This window comes from Haloarcula sp. H-hyl2 (assembly GCF_056934385.1).
The window spans coordinates 1,410,168-1,433,605 of record NZ_JBRIIJ010000001.1; the positions used below are offsets into that span (position 1 = coordinate 1,410,168).

At 64.9% G+C, this 23,438-nt stretch carries 24 protein-coding genes; 8 read left to right on the plus strand and 16 right to left on the minus strand.

Translation table 11 applies throughout. The features are described from left to right. Nucleotides 1-40: 40 nt before the first annotated feature. From Hhyl2_RS07240 to cyoE, 7 genes are all read right to left on the minus strand, one after another. Entirely contained in the window at nucleotides 41-2,329 is a 2,289-nt protein-coding gene (locus Hhyl2_RS07240; protein WP_483550067.1) for an outer membrane protein assembly factor BamB family protein, read from the minus strand. Beyond that, nucleotides 2,326-7,158 (minus strand): glycoside hydrolase family 97 N-terminal domain-containing protein, encoded by a 4,833-nt coding sequence (locus tag Hhyl2_RS07245; protein WP_483550068.1) that lies wholly within the window; start codon nucleotides 7,156-7,158, stop codon nucleotides 2,326-2,328. Before Hhyl2_RS07245 ends, Hhyl2_RS07240 begins: the two co-directional genes overlap by 4 nt. 123 nt (nucleotides 7,159-7,281) lie before the next feature. Continuing rightward, the gene (locus Hhyl2_RS07250; RefSeq protein WP_483550069.1) at nucleotides 7,282-8,022 is read right to left on the minus strand and encodes an ABC transporter permease; all 741 of its coding nucleotides are present in this window, start codon (nucleotides 8,020-8,022) and stop codon (nucleotides 7,282-7,284) included. Continuing rightward, the gene (locus tag Hhyl2_RS07255) at nucleotides 8,019-8,966 is read right to left on the minus strand and encodes an ABC transporter ATP-binding protein (protein ID WP_483550070.1); all 948 of its coding nucleotides are present in this window, start codon (nucleotides 8,964-8,966) and stop codon (nucleotides 8,019-8,021) included. The genes Hhyl2_RS07250 and Hhyl2_RS07255 overlap by 4 nt, the downstream gene beginning before the upstream one ends. A 44-nt stretch (nucleotides 8,967-9,010) precedes the next feature. Then, a complete protein-coding gene (locus tag Hhyl2_RS07260) occupies nucleotides 9,011-9,244 on the minus strand; it encodes an Rdx family protein (protein WP_483550071.1) in 234 nt (77 codons plus the stop codon). A gap of 56 nt (nucleotides 9,245-9,300) precedes the next feature. Then, the gene (locus Hhyl2_RS07265; protein ID WP_483550072.1) at nucleotides 9,301-9,999 is read right to left on the minus strand and encodes a DUF7546 family protein; all 699 of its coding nucleotides are present in this window, start codon (nucleotides 9,997-9,999) and stop codon (nucleotides 9,301-9,303) included. Beyond that, nucleotides 9,996-11,387: a heme o synthase gene (gene cyoE, locus Hhyl2_RS07270; protein ID WP_483550073.1), complete on the minus strand. Its 1,392-nt coding sequence runs from the start codon at nucleotides 11,385-11,387 to the stop codon at nucleotides 9,996-9,998. The genes Hhyl2_RS07265 and cyoE overlap by 4 nt, the downstream gene beginning before the upstream one ends. A gap of 106 nt (nucleotides 11,388-11,493) precedes the next feature. Between cyoE and coxB the strand changes: the two genes are divergently transcribed. Further along, a complete protein-coding gene (coxB, locus tag Hhyl2_RS07275) occupies nucleotides 11,494-12,240 on the plus strand; it encodes a cytochrome c oxidase subunit II (protein WP_483550074.1) in 747 nt (248 codons plus the stop codon). A gap of 41 nt (nucleotides 12,241-12,281) precedes the next feature. Continuing rightward, a complete protein-coding gene (locus tag Hhyl2_RS07280; protein WP_483550075.1) occupies nucleotides 12,282-12,722 on the plus strand; it encodes a MaoC family dehydratase in 441 nt (146 codons plus the stop codon). A 17-nt stretch (nucleotides 12,723-12,739) separates the two neighbouring features. Here the strand turns inward: Hhyl2_RS07280 and Hhyl2_RS07285 are convergent, their stop codons facing one another. Beyond that, on the minus strand, nucleotides 12,740-13,441 hold the full coding sequence (locus tag Hhyl2_RS07285) for a CAP domain-containing protein (protein WP_483550076.1): 702 nt from the start codon (nucleotides 13,439-13,441) through the stop codon (nucleotides 12,740-12,742). Nucleotides 13,442-13,608: 167 nt separating this feature from the next. On the opposite strand from Hhyl2_RS07285, the gene srp19 reads away from it, so the two are divergent. Genes srp19 through Hhyl2_RS07300 form a run of 3 tightly spaced genes read left to right on the plus strand, consistent with a single transcriptional unit; the run spans nucleotide 13,609 to nucleotide 15,191 of the window. After that, the gene (gene srp19, locus Hhyl2_RS07290; protein ID WP_483550077.1) at nucleotides 13,609-13,887 is read left to right on the plus strand and encodes a signal recognition particle subunit SRP19; all 279 of its coding nucleotides are present in this window, start codon (nucleotides 13,609-13,611) and stop codon (nucleotides 13,885-13,887) included. Further along, nucleotides 13,884-14,111 carry an H/ACA ribonucleoprotein complex subunit GAR1 gene (locus tag Hhyl2_RS07295; RefSeq protein ID WP_483550078.1) on the plus strand — a complete coding sequence of 76 codons (228 nt, stop codon included), beginning with the start codon at nucleotides 13,884-13,886 and terminating at the stop codon, nucleotides 14,109-14,111. Before srp19 ends, Hhyl2_RS07295 begins: the two co-directional genes overlap by 4 nt. A gap of 45 nt (nucleotides 14,112-14,156) precedes the next feature. Then, a complete protein-coding gene (locus Hhyl2_RS07300; RefSeq protein WP_483550079.1) occupies nucleotides 14,157-15,191 on the plus strand; it encodes a presenilin family intramembrane aspartyl protease PSH in 1,035 nt (344 codons plus the stop codon). A 1-nt stretch (nucleotide 15,192) separates the two neighbouring features. Here Hhyl2_RS07300 and Hhyl2_RS07305 read toward each other — a convergent pair whose 3' ends face one another. Together Hhyl2_RS07305 and Hhyl2_RS07310 are read right to left on the minus strand one after the other, a co-directional pair. Further along, complete coding sequence (locus tag Hhyl2_RS07305; protein WP_483550080.1) at nucleotides 15,193-16,200, minus strand: ornithine cyclodeaminase family protein; 1,008 nt, start codon at nucleotides 16,198-16,200, stop codon at nucleotides 15,193-15,195. A gap of 77 nt (nucleotides 16,201-16,277) precedes the next feature. Further along, nucleotides 16,278-16,496 (minus strand): DUF8015 family protein, encoded by a 219-nt coding sequence (locus tag Hhyl2_RS07310; protein ID WP_483550081.1) that lies wholly within the window; start codon nucleotides 16,494-16,496, stop codon nucleotides 16,278-16,280. A gap of 403 nt (nucleotides 16,497-16,899) precedes the next feature. Here Hhyl2_RS07310 and Hhyl2_RS07315 point away from each other — a divergent pair, with 403 nt between their 5' ends. After that, complete coding sequence (locus Hhyl2_RS07315; protein WP_483550082.1) at nucleotides 16,900-17,067, plus strand: DUF7331 family protein; 168 nt, start codon at nucleotides 16,900-16,902, stop codon at nucleotides 17,065-17,067. Nucleotides 17,068-17,147: 80 nt separating this feature from the next. Here Hhyl2_RS07315 and Hhyl2_RS07320 read toward each other — a convergent pair whose 3' ends face one another. Then, complete coding sequence (locus tag Hhyl2_RS07320) at nucleotides 17,148-17,567, minus strand: DUF3054 domain-containing protein (protein ID WP_483550083.1); 420 nt, start codon at nucleotides 17,565-17,567, stop codon at nucleotides 17,148-17,150. Nucleotides 17,568-17,647: 80 nt separating this feature from the next. On the opposite strand from Hhyl2_RS07320, the gene Hhyl2_RS07325 reads away from it, so the two are divergent. Both Hhyl2_RS07325 and fen read left to right on the plus strand, forming a co-directional pair. Continuing rightward, nucleotides 17,648-18,172 carry a GNAT family N-acetyltransferase gene (locus Hhyl2_RS07325; RefSeq protein WP_483550084.1) on the plus strand — a complete coding sequence of 175 codons (525 nt, stop codon included), beginning with the start codon at nucleotides 17,648-17,650 and terminating at the stop codon, nucleotides 18,170-18,172. A gap of 58 nt (nucleotides 18,173-18,230) precedes the next feature. Beyond that, nucleotides 18,231-19,211 carry a flap endonuclease-1 gene (gene fen / locus Hhyl2_RS07330; RefSeq protein WP_483550085.1) on the plus strand — a complete coding sequence of 327 codons (981 nt, stop codon included), beginning with the start codon at nucleotides 18,231-18,233 and terminating at the stop codon, nucleotides 19,209-19,211. Here the strand turns inward: fen and Hhyl2_RS07335 are convergent. From Hhyl2_RS07335 to Hhyl2_RS07355, 5 genes are all read right to left on the minus strand, one after another. Beyond that, on the minus strand, nucleotides 19,208-19,762 hold the full coding sequence (locus tag Hhyl2_RS07335) for a hypothetical protein (RefSeq protein WP_483550086.1): 555 nt from the start codon (nucleotides 19,760-19,762) through the stop codon (nucleotides 19,208-19,210). The two genes, fen and Hhyl2_RS07335, sit on opposite strands and share 4 nt — an antisense overlap. Before the next feature lie 110 nt (nucleotides 19,763-19,872). Next, on the minus strand, nucleotides 19,873-21,015 hold the full coding sequence (locus Hhyl2_RS07340) for an ABC transporter ATP-binding protein (RefSeq protein WP_483550087.1): 1,143 nt from the start codon (nucleotides 21,013-21,015) through the stop codon (nucleotides 19,873-19,875). Between the two features lie 13 nt (nucleotides 21,016-21,028). Next, nucleotides 21,029-21,937: a carbohydrate ABC transporter permease gene (locus Hhyl2_RS07345; RefSeq protein ID WP_483550088.1), complete on the minus strand. Its 909-nt coding sequence runs from the start codon at nucleotides 21,935-21,937 to the stop codon at nucleotides 21,029-21,031. Next, a complete protein-coding gene (locus tag Hhyl2_RS07350; RefSeq protein WP_483550089.1) occupies nucleotides 21,934-23,001 on the minus strand; it encodes a carbohydrate ABC transporter permease in 1,068 nt (355 codons plus the stop codon). The genes Hhyl2_RS07345 and Hhyl2_RS07350 overlap by 4 nt, the downstream gene beginning before the upstream one ends. Before the next feature lie 11 nt (nucleotides 23,002-23,012). Next, nucleotides 23,013-23,423 carry a hypothetical protein gene (locus tag Hhyl2_RS07355; protein ID WP_483550090.1) on the minus strand — a complete coding sequence of 137 codons (411 nt, stop codon included), beginning with the start codon at nucleotides 23,421-23,423 and terminating at the stop codon, nucleotides 23,013-23,015. Between the last annotated feature and the right edge of the window lie 15 nt (nucleotides 23,424-23,438).

Sequence of the window (23,438 nt, forward strand, 5' to 3'; positions counted from 1 at the left end):
AGCCGAAAACAGCGACGACAGGGACGAATACCGCGACGGGTCAGTCCCCGGCGGTGAGCGCCGCGATGATCTGCATCACGTCTGCCGGCGAGAGCGGCCCGTGGCCGGACAGTGGTTCGTTCGTGTTGTACTTCACGATGGCGTCCAGCGCCTCGTTGGGCGTGACACGTCCGTCGTCGCTCCGGTAGATATCACCGGGCGACCGGCCCGGTGGCGACCGGATGGTGACAGCTTTCGACTGGTTCCCGACCGAAACCGTCCGTGTCCCGGCGGTCTCGAAGTTCCATTCGAAGATAGCCTGTTTCGTGTGGCCTGCTTCGACACGAACCTGTCTGGTCCTGACGACCTCGCCGTCGATCCGCAGTTTGGCCGTGTAGGTACCAGTCGCATCTCCCCTGTTGACGACGACGGCCCTGACGATACCGCCGTTACCGGGCGTGACCTGCTTCGGAATACCCAGCTCGACCACCCGGAACAACGGCTGTTCCGGCGTCGCCGTTGGCGTCGGCGTTGCGGTTGGCGTTGGCGTCGGCGTTGCGGTTGGCGTTGGTGTCGGCGTTGCGGTTGGCGTTGGTGTCGGCGTTGCGGTTGGCGTTGGCGTCGGCGTTGCGGTTGGCGTTGGCGTCGGCGTTGCGGTTGGCGTTGGTGTCGGTGTTGGTGTCGGTGTTGGCGTCGGTGTCGCCGTTGGTGTCGGTGTTGGCGTTGGCGTTGGTGACGCGGTTGGCGTCGGCGTTGCGGTTGGCGTCGGTGTCGCCGTTGGTGTCGGTGTCGGCGTTGGCGTTGGTGACGCGGTTGGCGTCGGCGTTGCGGTTGGCGTCGGTGTCGCCGTTGGTGTCGGTGTCGCCGTTGGCGTGGGAGTCGCCGACCCCGAACCGACCGTGATCGTCGTCGATTTGCTTCCGACGGTGATGGTGCGCTCACCGGCCGAGTTCATCGTCCGCTGGAAGGAGACGGTCTTCGAACTACCGGCGGCTATCGAGACCGTCGTGGTGTCGACGACGGTGCCGTCGACGCGGAGCTGAGCCTTGTAACTGCGCTGTGCGTCGTCGTTGTTCTGGATCGTCGCGTCGATGGTGACCGTATCGCCCGTGTCGGCGGCGTTCGGTGCCGAGAGACCGGTTACTTCGAAGACCGGGGCCTCGTCGAACTGTGCGACGGCCCCATCGTCGGCGCCGACCAGTAGCGAGTCGCCGTAGACCGTCGGCGCGGTCAGCATCGGCGACCCCGAGAGTGTCGTGTCGTACTTCGTCTGGCCGGTGTCGGCATCGAGCAGCGCAAGGACGCCGGTGTCGGTCCCGACGAAGACGGTGCCGTTACCACTGGTCACCGCGGGGCCGAACAGCCCGGCGGTCGGGACCGCAGCGTTCCAGCCGACGGCGCCACTGGCGACGTCGTGTGACGCGACGGTCCCGTCGGTGGTCGCGACGACCGCCGAGCCGTCGTGGACGGCGACGCTGGCGAAGCTCCCGTCGTAGCTCGTGTTCTGCCAGGTCTGCGTGCCATCGGGAGCGTAGGCGGCGACCGTGCCGTTCGTCGATGTCACGACGATGCTGTCCGACGCGCTGTCGACGGCAGGCGAGGACAGCGCGCCGGAGCTCGTGACCGAGGTCTCGAACGCAACGCTGAGGTCCGTCCCGAGTGCGTGGAGCGTCCCGCTACGGTCGCCGACGTAGATCCGACCGTCGTGGAACGCGGGGGTCGTGTCGCCCGCGGGGGCCCCCATGTCGTAGGACGCGACGACACCGGAGCCGTCAGCCGCGAGTTTGTAGAGGTAGCCGTCTGCGCTCGCAGTGTAGAGCGCGCCCGAATCGTCGACGGCAACGGAGCCGTAGAAGGCGCCCATCGGCGAGCCGTTCCTGTCGGCCGAGACCGACCAGACGATGCTACCGGTACCCGCGTCCAGCGCGTAGACGGTCCCGTTGCCGGACGCCACGTACAGCCGCCCGTCGACGTGTGCGGGCGTCCCGTAGACGGTGTCGTCGACGGTGGTCTGCCAGCTCACGACTCCACTCTCGGCGTCGAGTGCTTCGATCGTATCGTTGTCCGCGACGTAGGCAGTCCCGTCGACGACCGCTGGGCCGGATGCGACGTCAGTCCCGCCTGTGGCTTTCCATCCGCCCGACAGCGCGTCGTAGGCCGGCGCGGACGTGGCGTTACCGGTGTTCTGCTGGCCGGACTGGTACCCGAGCCAGTCGACTGGCGCGTTACCGACCGAGGTGTTGCCAGCCATCCCCAGCCCGACGGGCGAGACGATGCCGGCCGGGACAGCGAGGACGAGGAGGGCCGTCAGCCCGAGGGAGAACAGCTTCCGGTTCGGTGTGGCGCTCATTGGTCCTGCACCTCCCGAGCGATCGTCCGCAGATCGTCGTAGTCCGGCACCACCCCGCCGGTCCCCTCGACTGCGCTCTGGGTCTCGTAGGCTCGTTTGACCGCCTCGAAGTGGGCGGTCGTCACTTTCCCGTCACCGGCCAGGGCTTGTCTGAGCGAGTTGGCACGGTCGCCGACCGACAGCAGCGGGATCTGATACTCGGCGAAGGAGTTGCCCGCGGTGCTCGACAGGGTCGCAGGGTCGAGTATCGAGGACTGGTCCTGCCCGCTGTCGGTCAAGATGTCGATCACGTTCGTGTGATAGTAGTTCGATCCCGAGGTGTTCGGGCGGTAGAAGTCGGTGATCGCGCTGTCGTTGTTCGTCGCAGCGTACTGCTTCTCCTCGATTTTCATGATACCGGCGGTGTTGCTCTGCCACGGGTACACTGCGACGGTCAGGTCGAGATCGCGGATGTCGGCCGGCAACACGTCCTTCGTGGCGCTGTAGAGGATCGTGTCGCCTCTCGTCAGTACCGACCGTCCGACGTCGGTCGTCGCCAGGTTGTTGAATCCGGTGTCTTGCACGGCCTTGAACGAGGCCTGGATGTCGAAGATGCGGTGCCAGCCGGCGTCTTCGATGATCTCCTTGTTGCCGTAGGGATGACAGCCGAGCCCACCTTTCGTCGTGGTCCCGCCCTGTGACGGGTCGCGGAGATACATCCGGATGTGTGGGCGGGTGAACCCAGCGCTCTTGTTCTCGGGGTTGTCGAGTTCCGCCGCGAAGCGAGCGGCGAAGTAGTACCGACTGTCGTCCTCGTAGACGTCGAGGCGTTCGAGATCGAGGCTGTCCTGGTCGGCGTGTTTCCCCGCGTCTGGGTAACTCACTGGCCCCCAGCCGTTGTCGTCCCCGCTCTCGTCCTCGAAGGTCGCCACCCGCGTTGCGCCGCCGGTCTCGGAGTCGTGCATCGGCGTGAACGGGAGCGTCGCCGTCTCGTCGGCGGTGTATCCCAGTGTCGCGGACTTGTCGATGCCGGTCGGCGTGATCATGTCCATGAGCCGCGGGGCGTTGTCCGCCTTCGTGGGATCGAGGCCCCCGAACTGGTCGGACCCGGCGGTCTCGGCGATCGACCGCATCGCCCCGAAGTCCTCGGAGTGGACGCCGGCGACGAACTCCATGTCCCAGAGATCCGTCCCGCCGAGCGCGCTCTTGGGGACCCGAAGCGAAACCGTATTGGCGCTCTTATCCGAGGAAACCGTCGGCGAGATCGCGTTCCCGTTCGCGTCGGTCAGTGCTTGCCCGTTGTTGTCGATCGCGTTCTGCCCGAAGCCGTAGGCGTCGACCCGGTAGTGCCACTCGGATTCGAACGTCGCGTTCAGTCCGGGATCACCGAGGTTCCCGGCTTCCGTGATGCTCCCCGTCGACTTGTCTGGATCGCGAAGCCAGACGAAGAACCACTGCGGGGAGAAGTCGTTCGGTCCGTTTGCCTCGGCGCCGTACGGGTCGTTCAGCGAGCCGACCTCGAACTCGAAGATCGCGTTGGTCGGCGTCTCCCTGACCGTGAACTGCTGGATGTCCATCGAGCCGTCGGCGTAGTTGGTCGCGTTGACGTACGAGCCCGGACCCAGTGCGTCCGACGCGTCGTCGGGGTCGCTGAACGTCGCGACCGTCGTGGGGTTGGTGATCGACACCGTCTTCGAAGCCAGCGTCGAACCGTCGAGCGACCGGAGTTCGACGTCGTAGCGTCCGGTGTTCGAGAACGAGAGACCGAGCGGCACCGTCTGTGAGCCGCTGTTAGGCGCGAGCCTGATGTTCTCTGTGGACTGGACCGTCCCGTCGACGACGACCTCGACGGTCTCGCCACTGATGAAGTTCGTTCCGTTGGACCCGCTGGCACGGGCGACCGATTCGCTCAGGACCGCGGAATCGTCGATCTCGAAGGTGAGGTTCTGTGCCGGCTGCTGGTAGGACTGGAGGTTCGAGGCCTCCGAGGCCGTCGCCGGGACGAGTCGGAGCGCCGTCCCGCCACCCCGAGCCGCCGACAGCGTCACCGTGTCACCGGCGCTGACCGTCGACGTAGTCCGTCTGATCGCGGTCGGGTTCGTGTCGACGTCCGTCCCGATGTCGTCCGTGTACATCTCCATCTTCCAGCCCGAGGCCTTCGTCGAGAGGAAATCGAGCGTGATCTCGAACGACCGACCGTTCCCGTCGTTCATCGCGCCGACGTACCACTCGTCGCCGTTCCGCCGAGCAGTGACGATGTAGTCCCCGATCTGGCTGTCGAGGACGGTCGACTCGTCCCAGCCGCCGGCCGGCACGTCCTCGATGTACTTGAAGTCCGGATCGTAGTCGAAGTTCTCGTTCTCGATCTGCCCGTCGGTCAGGTCGGTGTAGGCCGCCGGGAACGGTGCGCCGGCGCCCTGGGCGGTCACGCCGACCGTGTTGACGTTGAACCCACCGACGTCGCCGGTGAACCCGCTGGAGTCGTCGTAGTCGAGTTCGATAGCGACGGTGTTGTCGCCGCTCTGGAGCGAGATCTGTGTCGTGTGTACCGCCCACTGGTCCCAGCCACCGGTGAACGAGGGCGTGATCGTCTGCGTCGAGCCGTTGACCGAGACTGTCGCCTGTCCCTCGCCGTTGTCGATGACCCGCTGTGCGTTGACGTTCCCGTCGCTGGCGTATCGCAGGTGCAGGTCGTACGTGCCGGCACTGGAGACGTTCTCGACCGTGAACTCGACGCGGGCACCGGAGGGTTCCCTGTTGGGATCGATCGGGACGTAGCTGGTCCCGAAGGCGTTCCGGTAGTCGTCGCTCGTGATCATGTCCGTGAGCGTCCCGGTCGGGGCCTGGACGTACTCACCGACACTCAGCGAGTCGTCGATGTAAGCCTCGACTCGATCGGCGGCCATCTGGATCCCCGCGTTGTACGTCGGGTACATCGCGAGCTGTTTGGCCCGGGTCGTGTTCACCTGGTCGCCTTCGCTGTCGTTGAACGTGATGTCGAAGATGCCGGGCTGGTAGCTCGTCGGTCCCGCGAGCATCCGGGTGAACGGAAGCGTGACGTGGTGGTCTTCTCCGACTGACGAACCCAGCGCACCGAAACCGTCGTACTCCTGTGCTTTCACGACCTCGCGGGCTGCGACGTTGGGATACGAGCGTCGTTCGCCCGTCGGCTTGATCCCCTCGTGGATCTCCAGCATCTGCCGGTGCTGTGCGGCGAACTGGATGACTGTCCGGTGGTGGTCGACTGCGACCTGACAGTGGTGGTTGTGTGTCGCCGTGTTCGGTGTGTTGTCGTCGTTGTACAGTCCGGCGTTGTTGACGTAGCCGTTCTTGATCGAGCGGATGCCCTGGTTCTCGTACTCCGAGAAGATCCCCTTGTTCTCGATCTCGTCCTCGTAGTTGAACAGGTTCCCCGAGGTCTCGTTGTGGATGGTCATCTCGACCGGTGTCGAGAGATTCGACCCGTAGTTGGTGACCGCTCGGACGTCGAAATCCGGGTACGAGTCGTCGACACCCATTTCGAGGGAGTTTCCGCTGGCGGAGCCGCCATACGAGTCCCAGCCTTTGTTCCAGCCTTCAGCGAGGACGCTGTCGATGCCGTGCTCGCTGGCGAACCGCATGTACCGTTTCATGCGCTCGGTGCGAGCGCCGTGGATGTACTCCTCGACGCTGTCGACGTTTCTGATATTACCGAGGTCGTTTCTGATCGCGGTGTCGTCGGAGTACTTTCGCCATTTCGCCTTCCCGGCGATCATCGTCCACCAGATGCCGATGTACATCTTCGGCGTCATCCAGCTCGTGTCGACGCCGCCGTTGCCGTCACCCGGGAAGTGCTGCTCTTCCAGCGGCTCGTTCAACAGCGGGATCAGCGACGATTCGACCAGGTCACCAGGGGTCGAACCGATCTGGACCGTCCGCCACGGTGTCACGTGGGGCGCTTCGACAGAGACCTTCGACCCATCCGGAAGCGGGGCGAGCTCCGCCGAGAAGTCGGTCGAGCCGTCCGAGTCAGCCGCCAGCGACATCGTCGCGTAGTCGTCGAGGTCGGCCTCGTGGACGCTGAGGTACGAGCCGTCGCCGGTCTCGACCGTCAACGGCGTGTGGACGCCGTTTCTGACGGTGTTGTTTTGACTCGGTAGCTGCTGGCGGGTGCCGTCGGGCACTTCGCTGAGCTTCGACTCCGTGTACTCGTCTTCGAAGCGCCCGGGCTCGTTGCTCGGCTGTGCGAACCGGTTCTTGATCCACCAGCTCGTGTAGTCGCCGGCGAAGTTGAACTCCGTGTTCTCCGAGGAGACGACGATGCGGTTGCTATTGCCCACGAAGTCGTCGTCGAAGGTGACACGGAATCCCAGCCCGTCGTTGAACACCTTGAGTTCGAGGTTCATCGAGCGACCCGGCGAAGCCGTCTCTTCGAGTCCCACTCGCAGGAGATTGTAGTCCTCCGAAACGCTGTTGTACTGGCCCCACACCGGGGTCCAGGTTTCGGTGTCCGAGACCCGCTCGGTCCCCGTGACCGTGACCGAGGGTCCGTTCGACCCTCCCGAGGAGCGGGCAAACGATGTCTGGTTCTGGAAGTCGAACCCGAGCTTAGAGGCCGTGATGTACGTCGTGCTGTCGTAGTCGATACTGTACGTCGGGACGCCAGTCGAGACGTCGACTGTCACCGTGATCGAGCCGTCCGGCGACGAGATCGTCTGCGTGTCGCTGTCATCCCCACCTGTGACCTGGGCGGTCACGTCTTCGGGCACATCCCGGGAGTACGCCGCCGCTGCCAGAAGCGACGAGATACTGCCCAGGAACCCACGTCGGGTGAGCCCGTTAGAAGTTTGTTCTAATTGTTCCCCAACCATTTCACCCTAGCAGGCTGTTGACATGGATATAAGTCCAACGATTATTGACGATCGTAGTAAACTGTTGAAAACGAGAGGATCGACGCGCAGTGTGGACACCGAACAAGCGGAGAAAGGGGGCGTTCAGTCCGTCTGGGGCAGCAGCCTGGCACTCACGACGAACGCCAGGCCGGCACAGAGAGCGAGGATGGCCAGCGGGACCATCGCATCGCCAGCCCCCGTCGTCGCTGCACGGACACCCCGGGAGAAGTACGTCAGCGGCGACAGCCACGTCGGGAGCCAGGCCGGCAACATCGTCGGCGGGACGAACGTCTCCGAGAGGAACAGGAGTGGCAGCGCGATGCCGTTACTCGCGGAGATGACACCGTCCTGTGAACTGGCCAGGCTCCCGATGACAGCCCCGAGTCCGCAGAACAGTCCGACCCCCAGTACGACGAACGGCAGCAGGAGTGGTGATGGGCGGATAGCCGCACCCGTCACACCGACCATCAGGAACAACAGCAAGAGACCGGCCAACCCGATGATGACGACGTTGACCGCCGTCTGGGCCAGTAGCCATTCGGGCCGTGACAGCGGTGTCGTCGCCAGTTTCTCGAAGCGGTTGCCGTCGCGATGACGCGCGACCTCGCTGCCGACCCGCGAGAGCGGCGTGAACAGCACGACCACGGCCAGGTAGCCCGGCACGTAGTAGCTCGGCGGTTCGGTGAACAGGCCGCCACCGCCCGGCCGAGTCTGGACCAGAACGCCGAAGATGACGACGATGATGACCGGGAAGAAGAACGTGAAGAAGACGGCCGTCCGACGACGCAGGAACGCCAGCGTCGCGGCCCGGATCTCCGACTGGAGACGGCCCATCCGGCTCATGCGGTATCACCCGCCGTCGCCGACGCCGCCGTCTGGCGGGGGTCGCCCCGTTCCCCGACCGCCGTTCCAGTCAGCGTCAGGTAGACGTCTTCGAGATCCGGTTGGGCCCAGGTGAGACTGTCGTAGGCCACGCCCGCAGCGTCGAGTTCGTCGACGACCCGGCCGATAGATTCGGGCCGGACCCCGTAGATGACGAGGCTGCCGTCGATCAGACGCATCTGTGCCGGATAGTCGATGGCCGACACGGCAGCGTCGTCGATCTGTCCGTCGACGATCAACTGGTTGTCGCCGCCGTACTCGGCGATCAGTTGATCCGGGGAGCCGACGGTTACTAGCCGGCCCTCGTTCAGTAGCCCGACCCGGTCCGCGAGGCGCTGGGCCTCCTCCATGTAGTGGGTCGTCACGACGATGGTCACGCCGCGGTCGGTCAGCCCCTCCAGCAGGCTCCACATCTCCCGCCTGCCAGCGGGGTCGATACCGGTCGTCGGCTCGTCGAGGATCAGGAGGTCGGGGTCGTTGACCAGCGTCAGCCCCACGCAGGTGCGCCGTTGCTGCCCCCCCGAGAGATTCTCGTAGGCGGTGTCGGCGCTGTCGGTCAACCCCACGTCGTCCAGCACCGCGTCGACGTCCCTGGTCTCGTCGTAGAGCCCAGCGTAGTACGCGACCAGTTCGCGTGCCGTCAGGCGTTCGTGTGGCGTGAACGACTGGGGGAGCAGCCCGAGCCGGTCCCGATCGACCGCTCTCGGTGGCTGTCCGAACAGTTCGACACGGCCCGTCGCGTCGGTCGTCCCGGTGAGTGCCCGCACCAGCGTCGTCTTGCCGGCTCCGTTCGGACCGACCAGCGCCAGCACCTCACCCGCCCGGACCGACAGCGAGACGCCGTCGACCGCGACGGTCTCGCCGTACTGCCGTCGGACGTCCTCGGCGACCACTACCTCGTCCATGCACGTCGGTCCGGTCGCCGCGCCGAAAGCCGTTCCGCTCTCGCTCAGAGTTCGGCACGGACCTCGCGGACGAGGTCGTCGACGTCATAGTCGCCGTCCTCGTCCTTGTCGTAGACCGTCTCCTCGTCGACGGTGACACGGAAGATACCGTGGTCGCCCATCACCAAGCTGATCGCATCGAGGTCGCTCTCCAGGCCGTTGAGGATGGCCTCCTGGACGTTCAGCGCACGGTCGCGGAACCCACATGGCACGCAGTACTCGATCTCGACATCACTCATACGCGGTCGCAGTAGTGCCGGCGGTAAATGCCTGTGGCTCCGGTCGTCGCTGTATCTCAACCGCTGCGATACGCGCGCAGCCAGCCGACGATAGTGACGTCGAACCGGTGGACGGCGTACAGCAGTCCGACGGAGGTGAGGAACACGACCGTCGAGACGCCGTAGGACTGCAACATCGCGGCCTGGTAGAGCGTCGCCCCGATGCCGGCGACACCCCCGAGGACGGAGGCGACGATCGGCAACACACAACTCACACAGGAGAACAGCCCGAGGATGCCGCCGGCGAGGCCTCCGCTGGCGTCGACGACGGTGACGTAGACCAGATACGACAGCGCGAGGTAGCCAGCGACCTTCCAGGGCGTCACTACGACGGCGAGTGGCGCGCCGCTGTAGACCAGTGTCGGCGAGAATCCCGGTGGCGCGACCAGGACGGTCCGCAGTCCCGTCCCCTGCCCACCGAGTCCGAAGACGCCGCCGACGTAGCCCAGAAGCAGCGCGTATCCGAGTGCGACCAGGGCCGCGCCAGCACGGCGACGCGACGAGGCCGGCGCCGGACGGACTTGCAGGAAGACTAGGGCGGCGACGTTGAGCCAGACGAACGGGAACCCCAGCAGTACCGGGTCCGTCGCCGCCCCGTCGACGACCGCGAGGTACAGGAAGACCAGCAACAACTCGGCGTTCAACACGAGCGCCCACAGGGCGAGCGTCCGTGGTTCGGGGACCAGTCTGCCGGAGTCGGAGGTCAGGGTACTCATATCGCCAGGGTGTCGACGACGATGGCCAGGAGCACGGCCCCGAGGTACGCGTTCGAGGCGTGGAAGGCCCGGAACGCGGCCTGCTCGGTCTGTTCGCGGTGAAGGCTGACGACCGTCCACAGGAAGACCGCGCCGAGGACGACCGACGTGAGCGCGTACAGCGGCCCCAGCGTCGTCATCGACCCCAGGACGCCCGCGGCGACGAGCGTCGCACCGAGATAGTAGACGATGTGTTTCCGCGTCTCGGTCTCACCCCGGACAACCGGCATCATCGGGAAGCCGCCCTGCTCGTAATCGTCCCGGTAGGCCAGCGCGAGGTTGTAGAAGTGCGCCGGCGTCCACAGGAAGATGACCCCGGCGAGCACGAGGCCGGGAAGGCCGATCGTCCCTTCGACGGCCGCCCAGCCGATGAGCGCCGGGAGCGCACCGGCGGCCCCACCGAGCACGGTGTTCTGGACCGTGTTGGGCTTGAGCACGAGCGTGTAGATGACGCTGTAGAACAGGATAGCAGTCAGTCCCAGCGCCGCGACGAGCGCGTTGACCTGCCAGAACAGCGCCAGCGCCGCCGCGGCAAGCCCGAGGCCGAACGCGAGCGCGTTCCGGACCGGGATCTGGTGGGTCGCGACCGGCCGGTCAGAGGTGCGGTCCATCCGCTTGTCGATGTCGCGTTCGAGGACGTGGTTGAACGTCCCCGAGGCCCCGATCGAGAGCACGCCGCCGCCGAGGGTCAGCACCACCGTTTCGACGGTGAGCGACCGGCCAGCGCCAAGGGCCATCCCGGCGGCGGCCACGAGACACAGGAGCCACATGAGCCGCGGTTTCATCAGTCGGAAGTACGCGAACGCGGTCCCGACGAGTCGCTCGCGGGTCGTCAGGTCCCGCGGCGTCGTGTCCTCTTCTCCGACGGGTTCGGGCGCCAGTTCGGGATCGGTGACGGTCGTCTCGTCCTCGCTGCCCGTCTCGGCCTCCAGATGCCAGGCAAGGGCCAGCACGAGCGCGCCGAACAGGGCCATCCCAGCGCCCAGATGGGCACCCGGAAGCTGGCCGGTCGCACCCGACATCGCGACGAACGCACCGAGCGCGACCTGGACCGGATACAGTGCCAGGCCAGCGAGGACCATCACCTTCACACGCGTCCGTGCGGCGGTCCGGAGACCGACGACAGCCGTTCCGAGCACGAGTAGGCCGACGAGCGCCGCTGCGAGTCGGTGCGCCCACGCGACCAGCAGTCCAGGGTCGGTCAGCGACAGGTTCCCCTGACACAGCGGCCAGGTCGAGCAGGCCGCCGCCGCGTCGGTGACCGCGGCCGTCCCCCCGGCGATGACCAGCAGGTAGACACCGACAGCACTGGCCGCGAGCAGCCCGGAGAAAGTACGGCTCTCTGCCATTGGTCGACCTAATGTGGGGGAGCACTTAGACCATGCGCTTTCCCCGAACGAGCGGTCGCTGGAGCGAGTCAGCAGTTATTTACATGGACAATCCTAAGCCGCGGATATGACTCGGAAACGTGCTGGTCTGGCCGCCCTGTTCGGGGTCGCGCTGCTCGCGCTGATCGCCGAGCCGGCCGCCGCCCAGACCGCGGACTCGACGACGGAGAGCCTGATCTGGGGACTGAACCAGAACCTCCTGTACGTCGCCCTTCCCATCACCGTTCTGGTAGAGGGGATCCTGATCTACACGGTCTGGCGGTTCCGCAACAAGGAGGAACCGCTCCCGACGATGGAGAACCGCCGGCTGGAGATCACCTGGACCGTCGCGACGGCCATCATCCTGCTGTTCGTCGGCGTGGCCTCCTACCAGGTCATGGCGAACCCGTACGTGACCGCCGAGGCTGCCGGCCCCGCCGACGTGGCCGAAGGGAACGTCGAACACATCGAGGTACAAGCGTACCGCTACGGCTGGACGTTCTACTACAACGGGTCGAGCTTCCAGAACGACGCCGCAGTGACCTCTTCGACGACGCTTCGGATGCCCGCCAACCAGGACGTGCGGTTGCGGATAACCTCGCGTGACTGGCTGCACGCGTTCCACGCGCCAGGGCTCGGCCTCAAGTCCGACGCCTTCCCCGGCCAGTACAACCGCCTTCGGACGCACGTGAACAACCCCGGGACCTACCAGCTCTACTGTGCCGAATACTGTGGCTCGGGTCACTCCAAGATGCTCGGCGAGATCGTCGTGATGCCCCAGGACGAGTACGACCAGTGGCTCTCCGAGCAGCAGAACAGTTCCAGCGGGAACTGAATCGGCACAACCGTTACGCTTCTCTCGATCGTTGGTCGCCCATGGAGTACTTCGAGGAGATCGACGTGGGCCAGACCGAATCGTTCGGGGCCTACGAGGTGACCAGAGACGAGATCACGACGTTCGCCACCCAGTACGACCCACAGCCGTTCCACACGGACGAGGGGGCTGCAGCAGCGTCCATGTTCGGCGGGCTCGTCGCCAGCGGCTGGCACACAGCGGCGATGACGATGCGACTGCTCGTCGACAACTACCTCAGGGACTCCGGTGCACTGGGCGCCATCGGTGTCGACGAGTTGCGGTGGCCGGCGCCGGTCAGACCGGGCGACACGCTCTCGGTGTCGACCGAGGTTCTGGAGAAGAGCGACTTCGACGACAGTCGTGGCCGTATCGCGATCCAGGTGAAGACGACGACCGATGCGGACGTGACTGTCCTCAGTATGGTCGGACAGATCCTCTGGCAGCGTGCCGAGGACGGCTGACCCCGCAGGCCGCGCGTCTAGCTGCAGACGTTGACCGTCGCGTAGACGTTCCCCGTCGCGGTGAGCCGCACACCGATGCCGACACGCTTCGCGTTCTGGAGCATGAGTCGGTCACTGTAGATGCCCGAGTCGAACCAGTCGTCGACGAGCGCCTGCGCGACCTGGCTGTCGTTGCCGTGGAACCGGCGCTGACCGTCCTCGGAGTAGGGCTGGCCGGCCACTGTCTTGCCGATGGCCTCGAACCGGTTGTTGTCGGCGGAGATGATGTAGCCGCCACCGGCCGACCGCATCTCGCACTGTTCGTAGAGGTTGATAGACTGGTACCGTTCGGCGCTGGACTCGCCGTCCAGCGTGTGGACCACGCGGCCTTCGCGGGCCATGGCCTCGCTATGTCCCTCGGCCATGCGGTGCAGCCGTTCCGACGTCGCCCCGGACGCAGTAAGCGGATCGAGACCCTCCGCTTCGCGCTGTGCGTTGATCTCTTCGAGGATGTGCCGGGAGATATTCTGCTCGTTGAACAGTCGTGCAGGCACGTCGGTGTACTGCGCGGTCGGTGTCGGCGTCGGTGCGGGTGTCGCGGTCTGTGTCTGGGTTGCAGTGGGAATCGGTGTGCGTTCGGCGGTCGGTGTCGGTGTCTCCTCACCCGGCGAGACGATGCCTGACCCGGAGGCACCGCCAATTTGCATCCCGATGAGGACACCGATACCGACAGCAGCCATGAGCACGATGACTCCCACCCCGAAGGCAGCCTTGTTTACCATTCTTTTGGGACTGTTTGACACCATCCTTTGTAAGTATGTATACTTTATTTCCCCGTTATGGAGTGCAATCCAACCCGTCGAAACCGGTTGGAAAGGGACATAAGGCCCCGGTTGTCACACCCCATATGGTCGAAAACGTCATCTGGCCGGCAGCGTTCGACGCCGAACGCTCCCGCAGCGAGGGGCGACGCGTGTCACTGGACCTCGCGGTCGAGGAACCGACTGTCGACGAGATCGCGAAGGCGGTCCAGCAGGTCGGATACGACGCCGTCATCGAACGGGACAAGACCTATCCGCGCGAGTACGAACCGCGAGGCTGCGTGATCGTCAAGAACGCCGACGACGCGACGAAGAGCGACCTGCTGGGTGCCGTCGCGGCTTATCTCCAGGTCATCCGGGAATGAGACGCGTCGGCGAGGTAGTCCGTGTAGCACAGGGCCTTGCGATCCTCCGATCGCCCGACGAGAGCTACGCGTCGGTCGGGACCGAGGTCGTCGACGAGCAACTGAGCGACGTAGGGAGAGTCGTCGACGTGTTCGGTCCGGTCGAGCGCCCCTACGTGGCCGTCTCGCCTGGCGACGAGGTCCACCTCGCGGGGCTGCTGGGAACCGCGTTATACAGTCGCTAACCGGGGTCCGAAACGCTCAAAGCGGGCGCCGTCGGAACCACGGGCATGGATAACCGCTGGCGTGTCGCCGCTGGCTGTGGACTCATCGCCCTCATCTTCCTGTTCGTCCAGCTCGGGTCGCTGGTACTCGTCGAACCGTTCAAATCAGCCGGTTACCAGGCGGTCGAGGACCCCTCGGATCCGACCAACAGCGTCCTGTACATCGGTGGGATACTGATCGCGACGGTGGTGATGCTGCTGGCGTTCCGCTACGATGCCGACCAGTTCATCCGCGGACTCATCGTCCTGTCGGGGGCGTGGCTCTCGCTGTACGTCTTCCGGGAACTGGTCCCGCCGGTACTGACCGTCAGTGGTATCAACGTCCTCGCGGTCGCGTGTGCAGCGGTGCTCGGGCTGGGACTGCTCGTCTATCCCGAGTGGTACGTCATCGACGCCGCTGGAGCAGTCATGGGCGCCGCTGCCGCAGGGCTGTTCGGCATCAGTTTCGGTATCTTCCCCGCGCTCGTCCTGCTTACGGTACTCGCGATCTACGACGCGATCAGCGTCTACGGCACCGAACACATGCTGACGCTGGCCTCGGGGGTCATGGATCTCAAGGTCCCCGTCGTGCTCGTCATCCCGCTGACGCTGTCGTACTCGTTCCTGGACGCGACGACACCCGACCCGACGGCGGACGAGGCGGAGGACGAGAGCACGGCCAGGGACGATGGAGTCGAAACCGAGCAGCCAACAGCCGACGACGAAGCAACCGACGAGGACGCGATCGACGAGGGAGCACTCGACCGGGACGCGCTGTTCATCGGGCTGGGTGACGCCGTCATCCCGACGGTGCTCGTCGCGAGCGCCGCCTTCTTCGCACCCGAGGGCGTCCGGACGGTCCTCGGTGTTCCCCTCCCGGCGATGACGGCCATGGTCGGGACGTTCGTCGGACTGGCGATACTCCTCTGGATGGTCCTGAAGGGACGTGCCCATGCCGGCCTGCCACTCCTGAACGGCGGTACCATCGCGGGCTACGTGGTGGGTGCGGCCGCCGTCGGCATCAGCCTCATCGACGCACTCGGTCTCGGACCGTATCTGTAGGTCAGCGGCCGGTCAACGCCTGGCTCGCGGGCGCGAACTCGATCTCCTCGCCCAGCCCCGCCTCGCTGGCCCGGTCGTAGACGAGCTTTCCCGCCGCGACGGTCTCGATGGCCGTCCCGCCGGAGTCGAAGACGGTGATGTCCTCGGGCGAAGACCGTCCGGTCGCCGCACCTGTGACGACCTCGCCCAGTTCGGCGTGGACGTGGTCGTCGTCGACGACACCGGCAGCACGGGCCTGGATGAACGCCCCGGCATCCTGGTCGACGCGTGCGCGCAGGTCCGGGACGTAGATCGAACGCTCGATGGTCGACTCGTCGAGTTCCCGTTTCTCAGGGTGGTACGAGCCCATCGCTGTGACGTGCGTGCCTGGCTCCAGAAGGTCGCCGTCGAACACCGGTTCCGAGGCGTCTGTCGCAGTGATGACCACGTCGGCTCCCTCGACAGCGGCCGCCGAACTCGCGACGGCAGCGACAGTGGCGTCCAGCCGTTCGTTCATCTCCGCGGCGAACTCCTCACGGTGTTCCGACGTCGGCGAGTAGACCTCGACACGGTCGAAGTCCCGGACGGTCGCCGTGGCGGCGACCTGGCCGCGGGCCTGCGCGCCACTGCCGATGACCGCGAGGTCGGAGATGTCCCGTCGCGCCAGTGCATCGACGCCGACCGCGCCGGCCGCGCCGGTTTTGAAGGGGTTCAGGGCCGCGCCGTCGATCACAGCCAGCGGGTCGCCGCTGTCGGCGTCGAACAGCGGGAGCGTGAAGTGGGCATCACGCTCGCTGAACCCGGCAGCGTAGGTATATCCACCCATCGCCCCGGTATCGGGGAGGATCGCCAGATAGCCGGTCAACATCCCACCGGGGTCCTCGTTGAACAGTGTCGTCCGTGGCTCGGCAGGGGCACCGTCGCCACGCTGGCGATACCCCTCCCGGACCGCGTCGACGAACTCCGCCGGCGTCGCCAGGTCACGGGTCTCATCGCTCGTCAGAAAGAGCGCACTCGACTGGGAACTCATGGCGCGACGTTCGCCCGTGCACATCTTAATGGCAGGGGCTCACGGGAACGGAAAGAGGGAAAGGACGGGTGTAGCTGTCAGTCGGCGGACTGGACTGGGTCGGCAGGTGCGCGGTCACTCGGCGTCGGGTCGACCGGTGCGCGAACGAACATCGCGTGTCCGATCAGCGCGACCGCGACCACCGACGCCATCGGAATAGCCGTCGTCAGTGCGAGTCCCGCCACGGTGAGGCCACCAGTAATTCCGGCCATCGCAAGCGGGATCAGCCCGAGGATAATGTCGTAGTAACCCGTCATGATTGTAAATGATAGTATGAGGGGTAGGCATATAACTGTTTCCCATAGGCACTGGATACTATTTCGTGTACCCATTGAATATTTACTCTAGCCCCCATACAAATTATCTCCATAAGTTACGAGATGGTTTAGTGTAGATATCCGACACAGAAGGGGCGAAAAGGCTATTCTCTGGCACCTCAGAGAGCTAGCGATCGGCGAGAGTGGCTCGAACCTTCCGTCAGCAGAGAAACCATATCCTACGGGCAGCTACCGACGGTTTTCAGCTTCTGAGAACGGCACAACTGTTTAGTGACAGGGGAATTCTACTGTTTTCTATGATGATAACTGGGGGAAGAGGCTTATTATGGAGGGTCTATAACTGTAAATCGGAGGGGCCGGAGTCACGTCCCCCCGCAGACCAATGAGTACGAACGCCACGGACGATACGAGTGAGGCTACTTCGGACGAGGAGAGCCGCCGGTACGCGGAGCTACACATCGGCGACGAGGAGTTCGTCGTCTACGACCGCGAGAACCACCAGGCGTGGATCCAGTCGACATTGTCGCTCGACGTAGCCGAACTCCGATAGCCCGTCGCTGCCGCTCGGGCACAGCGGTCTCGGGCCACCGTGGCCATTCGGGTTGGTGTCACCTACCTTTCGTTCTTCGACTATCGACCGAGCAGTAGCGTCGCCGTACCGCGCCAGCTACAGAGCAGGACGCCACCCACACCGATCGAGACCAGTGCGAACGTCACCGCTGCATCGCCGTGGAAGACTGCCGTCGCGCGGAGTGCCTGTGCGATGGCGACAGCCAGTACCCACGCCAGGAACGTGCGGCCGAGCGCGCCGGTGAGCGAACTGATCGAGTCGCGGGCGTAGAGCCCACCGAGACCCGCGACTAGCACCCACCCGACGAGGAACGGGGCGAATGTTCCCGCAGCGCGACCCGGATTGAGGAACGGATTGATGCCGTGTGTGAACTCCCCCGCAGTGACGAACAGCGCGATGGCCAGGACGTCCCCGACGGCCAGCAGCGCCGTGGTGGACGAGACCTCGATGCGACGTTCACCGACCGTCGAGACGCTCATGTCCCGGCCTTCGTGAGCCACCTACTTTGCTCTCTCGTTGTGCCCACAGGATACAAGCCACGTGGCCCCCAGACCAGACCATGGACCTGGAACTGCTCGGGTGGCCCGAGGACGATGCCACCCTGCGTCTGGACCACGAGCAGTTCGCCTACGCGGGGAAGTTCGTGATGAGTACGACGGGGAAGGCTGTCTGTCGGGACGACGATATCGTCGCCGCGGCCGCGTTCGACCCCGACCGGACGGACGCGGACACACTCTGTATCCGCTACGTCACCGTCCGCAGGGACCGCCGCGGCGAACGGCTCGGGCCGCGACTGCTCTCGTTCGTCCGGGAGCGGGCCACAGAGCGGGGCTTCGAGCGCGTCACCATCGGCGTCAACAACCCCTTCTCCTACCAGGCAGCCTACCGCGCGGGGTTCTGTTTCGCAGGCACCGAACAGGGCCTGGGCGAACTCGAACTGGTCTGGCCCGGCGACCGAAGCCGCGAGCAGTACCAGGCCGGCCTGGACCTGTTCCGGGAGCGCGACCTCTCGGCCGACGAGGAGTCGTTCCTCGCGGCGAAAGCCGACATCGATCCACCGTCGGTCGTCGACCTCTCGGGGTAACGGGTCGGCACGGCCACGTGGCGGGAGATTCAAACCGGTGTCCCCCCAACGACCGCCAATGGGAAACGCTGATCTCCGGTCGCTGGCGGTCATCGAGGACGTCTCGTTCGACGACCTCGGCGGCAGTGTCGTCGCCGTCGACGCGCACAACTGGCTCTACCGCTATCTGACGACGACGGTCAAGTTCACGAGCGAACACAAGTACACGACCGCCGACGGGACCGAAGTCGCGAACCTCATCGGCGTCGTCCAGGGACTCCCGAAGTTCTTCGAACACGACCTGACGCCGGTGTTCGTCTTCGACGGCGCCGTGACCGACCTCAAGGACGACGAGGTCGAGAAACGTCGCCAGCAACGGGAACGTTACGAGGACGAACTCGAAGCGGCCCGCGAGTCCGGTGACGCCACGCGGGTCGCGAAACTCGAATCACGCACCCAGCGGCTCACCGAGACCATCGTCCAGACGACCAGGGAACTCCTGGCGCTGCTCGATGTCCCAATCGTCGACGCACCCGCCGAGGGCGAGGGACAGGCGGCCTACATGGCCCGACAGGGCGACGTCGACTACGCCGGCACCGAGGACTACGACGCCCTGTTGTTCGGCGCGCCGCTGACGCTCCGGCAACTCACCTCGAAGGGCGACCCCGAACTGATGGATTTCGAGGCCACGCTGGCGAAACACGACCTCACCTGGGAGCAACTGGTCGACGCCGCCATCCTGATGGGGACGGACTTCAACGAGGGCATCTCCGGCATCGGTCCGAAGACGGCGGTCAAAGAACTCAGAGAGCACGGCGATCTCTTTGCCGTCCTCGAGGCCCGCGGGGAACACATCGACCACGCGGACCGGATCAGGAACCTGTTTCTCGACCCCGCGGTGACCGACGACTACACGCTCGACACCGAGATCACCCCCGACGTCGCGGCCGCCCGAGAGTACGTCACCGACGAGTGGGGGGTCGATCCCGACGAGGTCGGGCGTGGCTTCGAACGGATCGAGGAGTCCGTCGTCCAGACGGGACTGGATCGCTGGAGCTAATCGGTCAACTGGTCTCTGAGCTGTTGCATCTGGGCCTGGAGCTGTGAGATCTGCTCGTCGACCTGCCCTTCGGTCTGTTCCTGGAGCGCTTCGAGTTGCGCCTCGGTCTCGTCGAGGAACGCGAGGGTCTGCTCCTCGAAGTCCTCGTGGGCGGCAAGCAGCGTCTCGACCTGGCCCTCCACGGAGTCGAGGTACGCCTCGGAAGCCTCCTCCGCGCCCTCGACGCTGCTCGCTGCGGTGTCGACAGCCTGGTGGCCTGCCTCGGCCGCGGTGTCGAACTGCTCGTCGATGGCGTCGTGGACCTGATCGAGGCCCACGGAGGCACCCGGAACCAGTTGTTCGATGGAGTCAAGCGTGTTGTGCAGCGTCTCCCTGGCAGTCTCCGCACTGCGCTCGTTGAACTCGACGCCGGTCTCCATCCCCTGGAGCGCAGCCCGATTGAGCTGTTGCTGGAAGGCGATCCCGTGTGAGAGCGCGCGCTGACTGCCCTCGATGGTCTGTCGCTGGAGTTCGAACGCCGCCGCGAACGGGTTTGTATCGTCGTCCGACATATCTGGAACTGTCCCCGCCAACCCTTATCAAACCACGTACGGGGCTGTCTCGTCGGAATCGAGAGGACAGTGACAGCCGCTGGCGACGAACACGAGTCCCGATAGCCGCTTCAGACGGCCGATTCGATCTTCTCGACAGAGCTGAGCTCGCGGTTCTTGATCGCCTCACCGGTCGCCGCATCGAAGATGTGGATCGCCTCCTCGGGGAACCGCACGGTGACGTGCTCGCCCCAGTCGACGTTCTGCATCCCGTCGATGGACGCAGTGAAGGTGTCGGTCTCGCCCTCCTCGAAGGTCAGGTGGACCGTGTTCTCGTTGCCCCGTGGCTCCACCACGTCGACGACGGCGTCGTAGTCGTGGTCGTCCATCTTCGTGTCGACGATCTGGATGTCCTCGGGACGGATCCCGAGCGTCAGCGACGTCTCCTCGGTCAGCGCGTCGACCGTCTGTTCGCTCAGTTCGTACTCGAATCGGTCCGCAACCAGTGTCGACCCCTGTCGCTCCACGTCGAAGAAGTTCATCGACGGTTCGCCGATGAAGCCCGCGACGAAGAGGTTGTTCGGTTCGTGGTAACACTCCAGCGGCGTCGCACACTGCTGGAGACGGCCGTCGTTGAGGATGGCGATCCGATCGGACATCGTCATCGCTTCCGTCTGGTCGTGCGTGACGTAGACGGTCGTGACGTCCAGATCCTCCTGAAGGTGCTGGAGTTCCGTCCGCATCTCGGCACGGAGTTTCGCGTCCAGGTTCGCCAGTGGCTCGTCCATGAGGAACACGTCGGGGTCCCGGACGATCGCCCGGCCCAGGGCGACACGCTGCTGTTGGCCACCGGAGAGTTCACCGGGTTTCCGGTCGATGAGGTCGTGGATACCGAGGATGTCGGTCGCTTCTGTGACGCGCTCCTCGATCTCGTCGCCCGAGAGGTCAGTCGACTGTTCCAGCCCGAACGCCATGTTCTCCCGCACGGTCATGTGCGGGTACAGTGCGTAGGACTGGAACACCATCGCGACGCCGCGTCGCGCCGGCGGGAGGTCGTTGATGACCCTGTCCTGGAGACGGATCTCGCCGTGCGTGATGTCCTCGAGACCGGCGATCATCCGCAACGTGGTCGATTTGCCGCAGCCGGACGGGCCGACCACGCAGATGAACTCGCCGTCGTCGATGTCGATCGAGACGTCGTCTACCGCGACGATCTCGCCTTCGTCGTCGTCGTGGAAGATCTTCGTTACGCCGTCGAGTGTGAGATGTGACATACGTTGGACCTCCTTAGGATGCGACACCCTTCGCGAACTGGTCTCCGAAGAAGATGTACACGATCAGGGTCGGGAGCGCAGCGATGATCGCACCGGCCATCGTGAGCGTGAAGTCCTGCTGGACACCGCCGGTCAGCCGGACGAGTCGCTGGGTCGCCACCTGCGTGTTCGGGTCGTTCAACAGCACCAGCGCGAACAGTAGGTCGTTGTAGACCTGCGTGAACTGGTAGATGAGCGTCACCGCGAACATCGGGTACGACAGCGGCAGGATGATGTTCTTGTAGATGCTGAACGCACTGGCACCGTCGAGTCGCGCGGCCTCGACCATCTCGTCGGAGATGGCCTGGTAGTAGCCACGGAACAGCAGCGTACAGATCGGGATTCCATAGGCGACGTGGGTGATAGTCAGCTGGATCAGCTGTAGACCACCGTTACCGACGGGATACTCCCATTCTGTCAGGACGATCCCGACGATGCTCTCCGCGAAGTCCGGAACGATCTGGTACCAGAAGGTACTGATCGGGACCAGCACGGCCTGGTACGGGATGAAGATGCCCGCGATGATGAGCACGACGACACCGACCTGGCCTTTCCAGTCGATAGTGGTCAGGCCGTACGCCGCGAGCGACCCGAACAGCGCCGAGAGGATCGTCGCCGGGATCGCCATCAGCATCGAGTTCCAGATCCCCGGCGCGATGGTGTCGATGGCGGTCATCGTCGAGTCCAGCGAGAACTGGCTCGGTGCCGGCGGCAGGTACGGTTGCGTGTTGACGAACGCGTCGGTCTTGAACATCGTCATCAGCGCCGCCTCGACAGGAACGAGGTAAAAGACGACGCCGAACAGAAGCACCGCATACAGCGCGGCGCGGCGACTCACGAACTCTCCGAGCGAACCGAGGGGGCTGGCATCCTGTGTGCTCATAGTTCACCTCGCTGGTACTCGCTGTAGAGGTACGGTGCGATCACCAGCAGTGCGAGGACGAACAGGACGATGGCGATCGCGGACCCGTAGGCCCATTCGTTGCCGCCCGTGAACGCCTCGCGGTACATCATCGTGGCCAGGATGTCGATGTTCGCTCCCGGCTGGTCACCGCGCAGTGCGAAGATGAAGTCGAACGCCTTCAGTGCGAACACCATCAGGACGACCGACGCCGAGACAGCCGGCGCGCGGAGTTGCGGGATGATGACCCGCATGTACATCCTGACCGTCGAGGCTCCGTCGACGCGGGCCGCCTCGTAGTGTTCGTCGGGAATCGCCCGGAGGCCGGCGAGGAAGACGACCATCGCGTAGCCGCTGAACTGCCACAGCAGCGCGAAGATGACCGCGCCGAGTGCGGTCGTACTCCAGGAGAGCCACTGGATCGTCGTCGCCTGGACCGCCGCCGGTTTCAGCAACGTGATGATCAACCCTTCGAGGTTGAGCACCCTGAGGAAGTTGTTGAGCACCCCGTTGGAGGCGTTGTACATCCACGCCCACAGCGTCGCCGTGACGACGAACGAGAGGCTCATCGGCAACAGATAGATCGTCCGGAACGTGTTCTCGAACCGGATCTGCTGGTCGATGAGGATCGCGATGAGTAGTCCCATCGCGAGACAGAACAGCGTGAACACCACGAGCAAGACGAGGGTGTTCTGAGTGGCCTGCCAGAACGTCGGGTCCTCCAGCATCCGGCTGTACATGCTGAAATCGAGCTGGGAGTAGTCCGCGTCACCCAGCCCCTGCCAGTCGGTCAGGGAGATGATGAGGTTCCAGAAGATCGCACCGTACACGAACAGCCCCGCCAGAAAGAGCGGGGGGAGCCAGAAGGGGGAGGATTCGATGAGCTCCCACTCTACCGGGAGCTTGTTCCGGAGCGTGTCCTGTCCCCGTTGTGTAGCGGTCGTGCCACCGTCGGTTACCACCTGTTCACCGTCCGATTCGCCGCGTCTCACCGCCGACCGGAGCCGTCTTCCGGCACTTGTGAGTCTGTTGAGTATCTCGCGCATGGTTTGTTGTGTCAGTCGTGGGTGATCGCACGCCCCGATCGGTCCGAACTAGCAGCCAATGTGCCGGGAGCCGTCGCGGTGAGTCCCGACAGCGTACGTGAGTGGGGTGTCACCCCTGGTGTGGCCGTCACGTCCCCATCGCCATCGTCGGCCACACACTCACGCCCGACCGCGTCGGACGAGTCGCCAGCGGTCGTCGTCGAGTCGCCGGCGGATTCTGAATGTGCTGCCCGTCCGTTGCCAACTACGGGCAGCCGTGTTCCGTTGCCAGTGCCGTCTATCGATCGGGGTGCGATCGTGAGTTCTGCCAAGTCCGTCGGTCCCGTCACGAGCCTCGCCCGGTTGCCACCTGTCAGCCCCTGCGGAACGGCCGTCGAGGCGGAGAACAGGTACAACGAGGAGGCGTCGATCATGGTCGTCACCGTGGAGTCGAACTC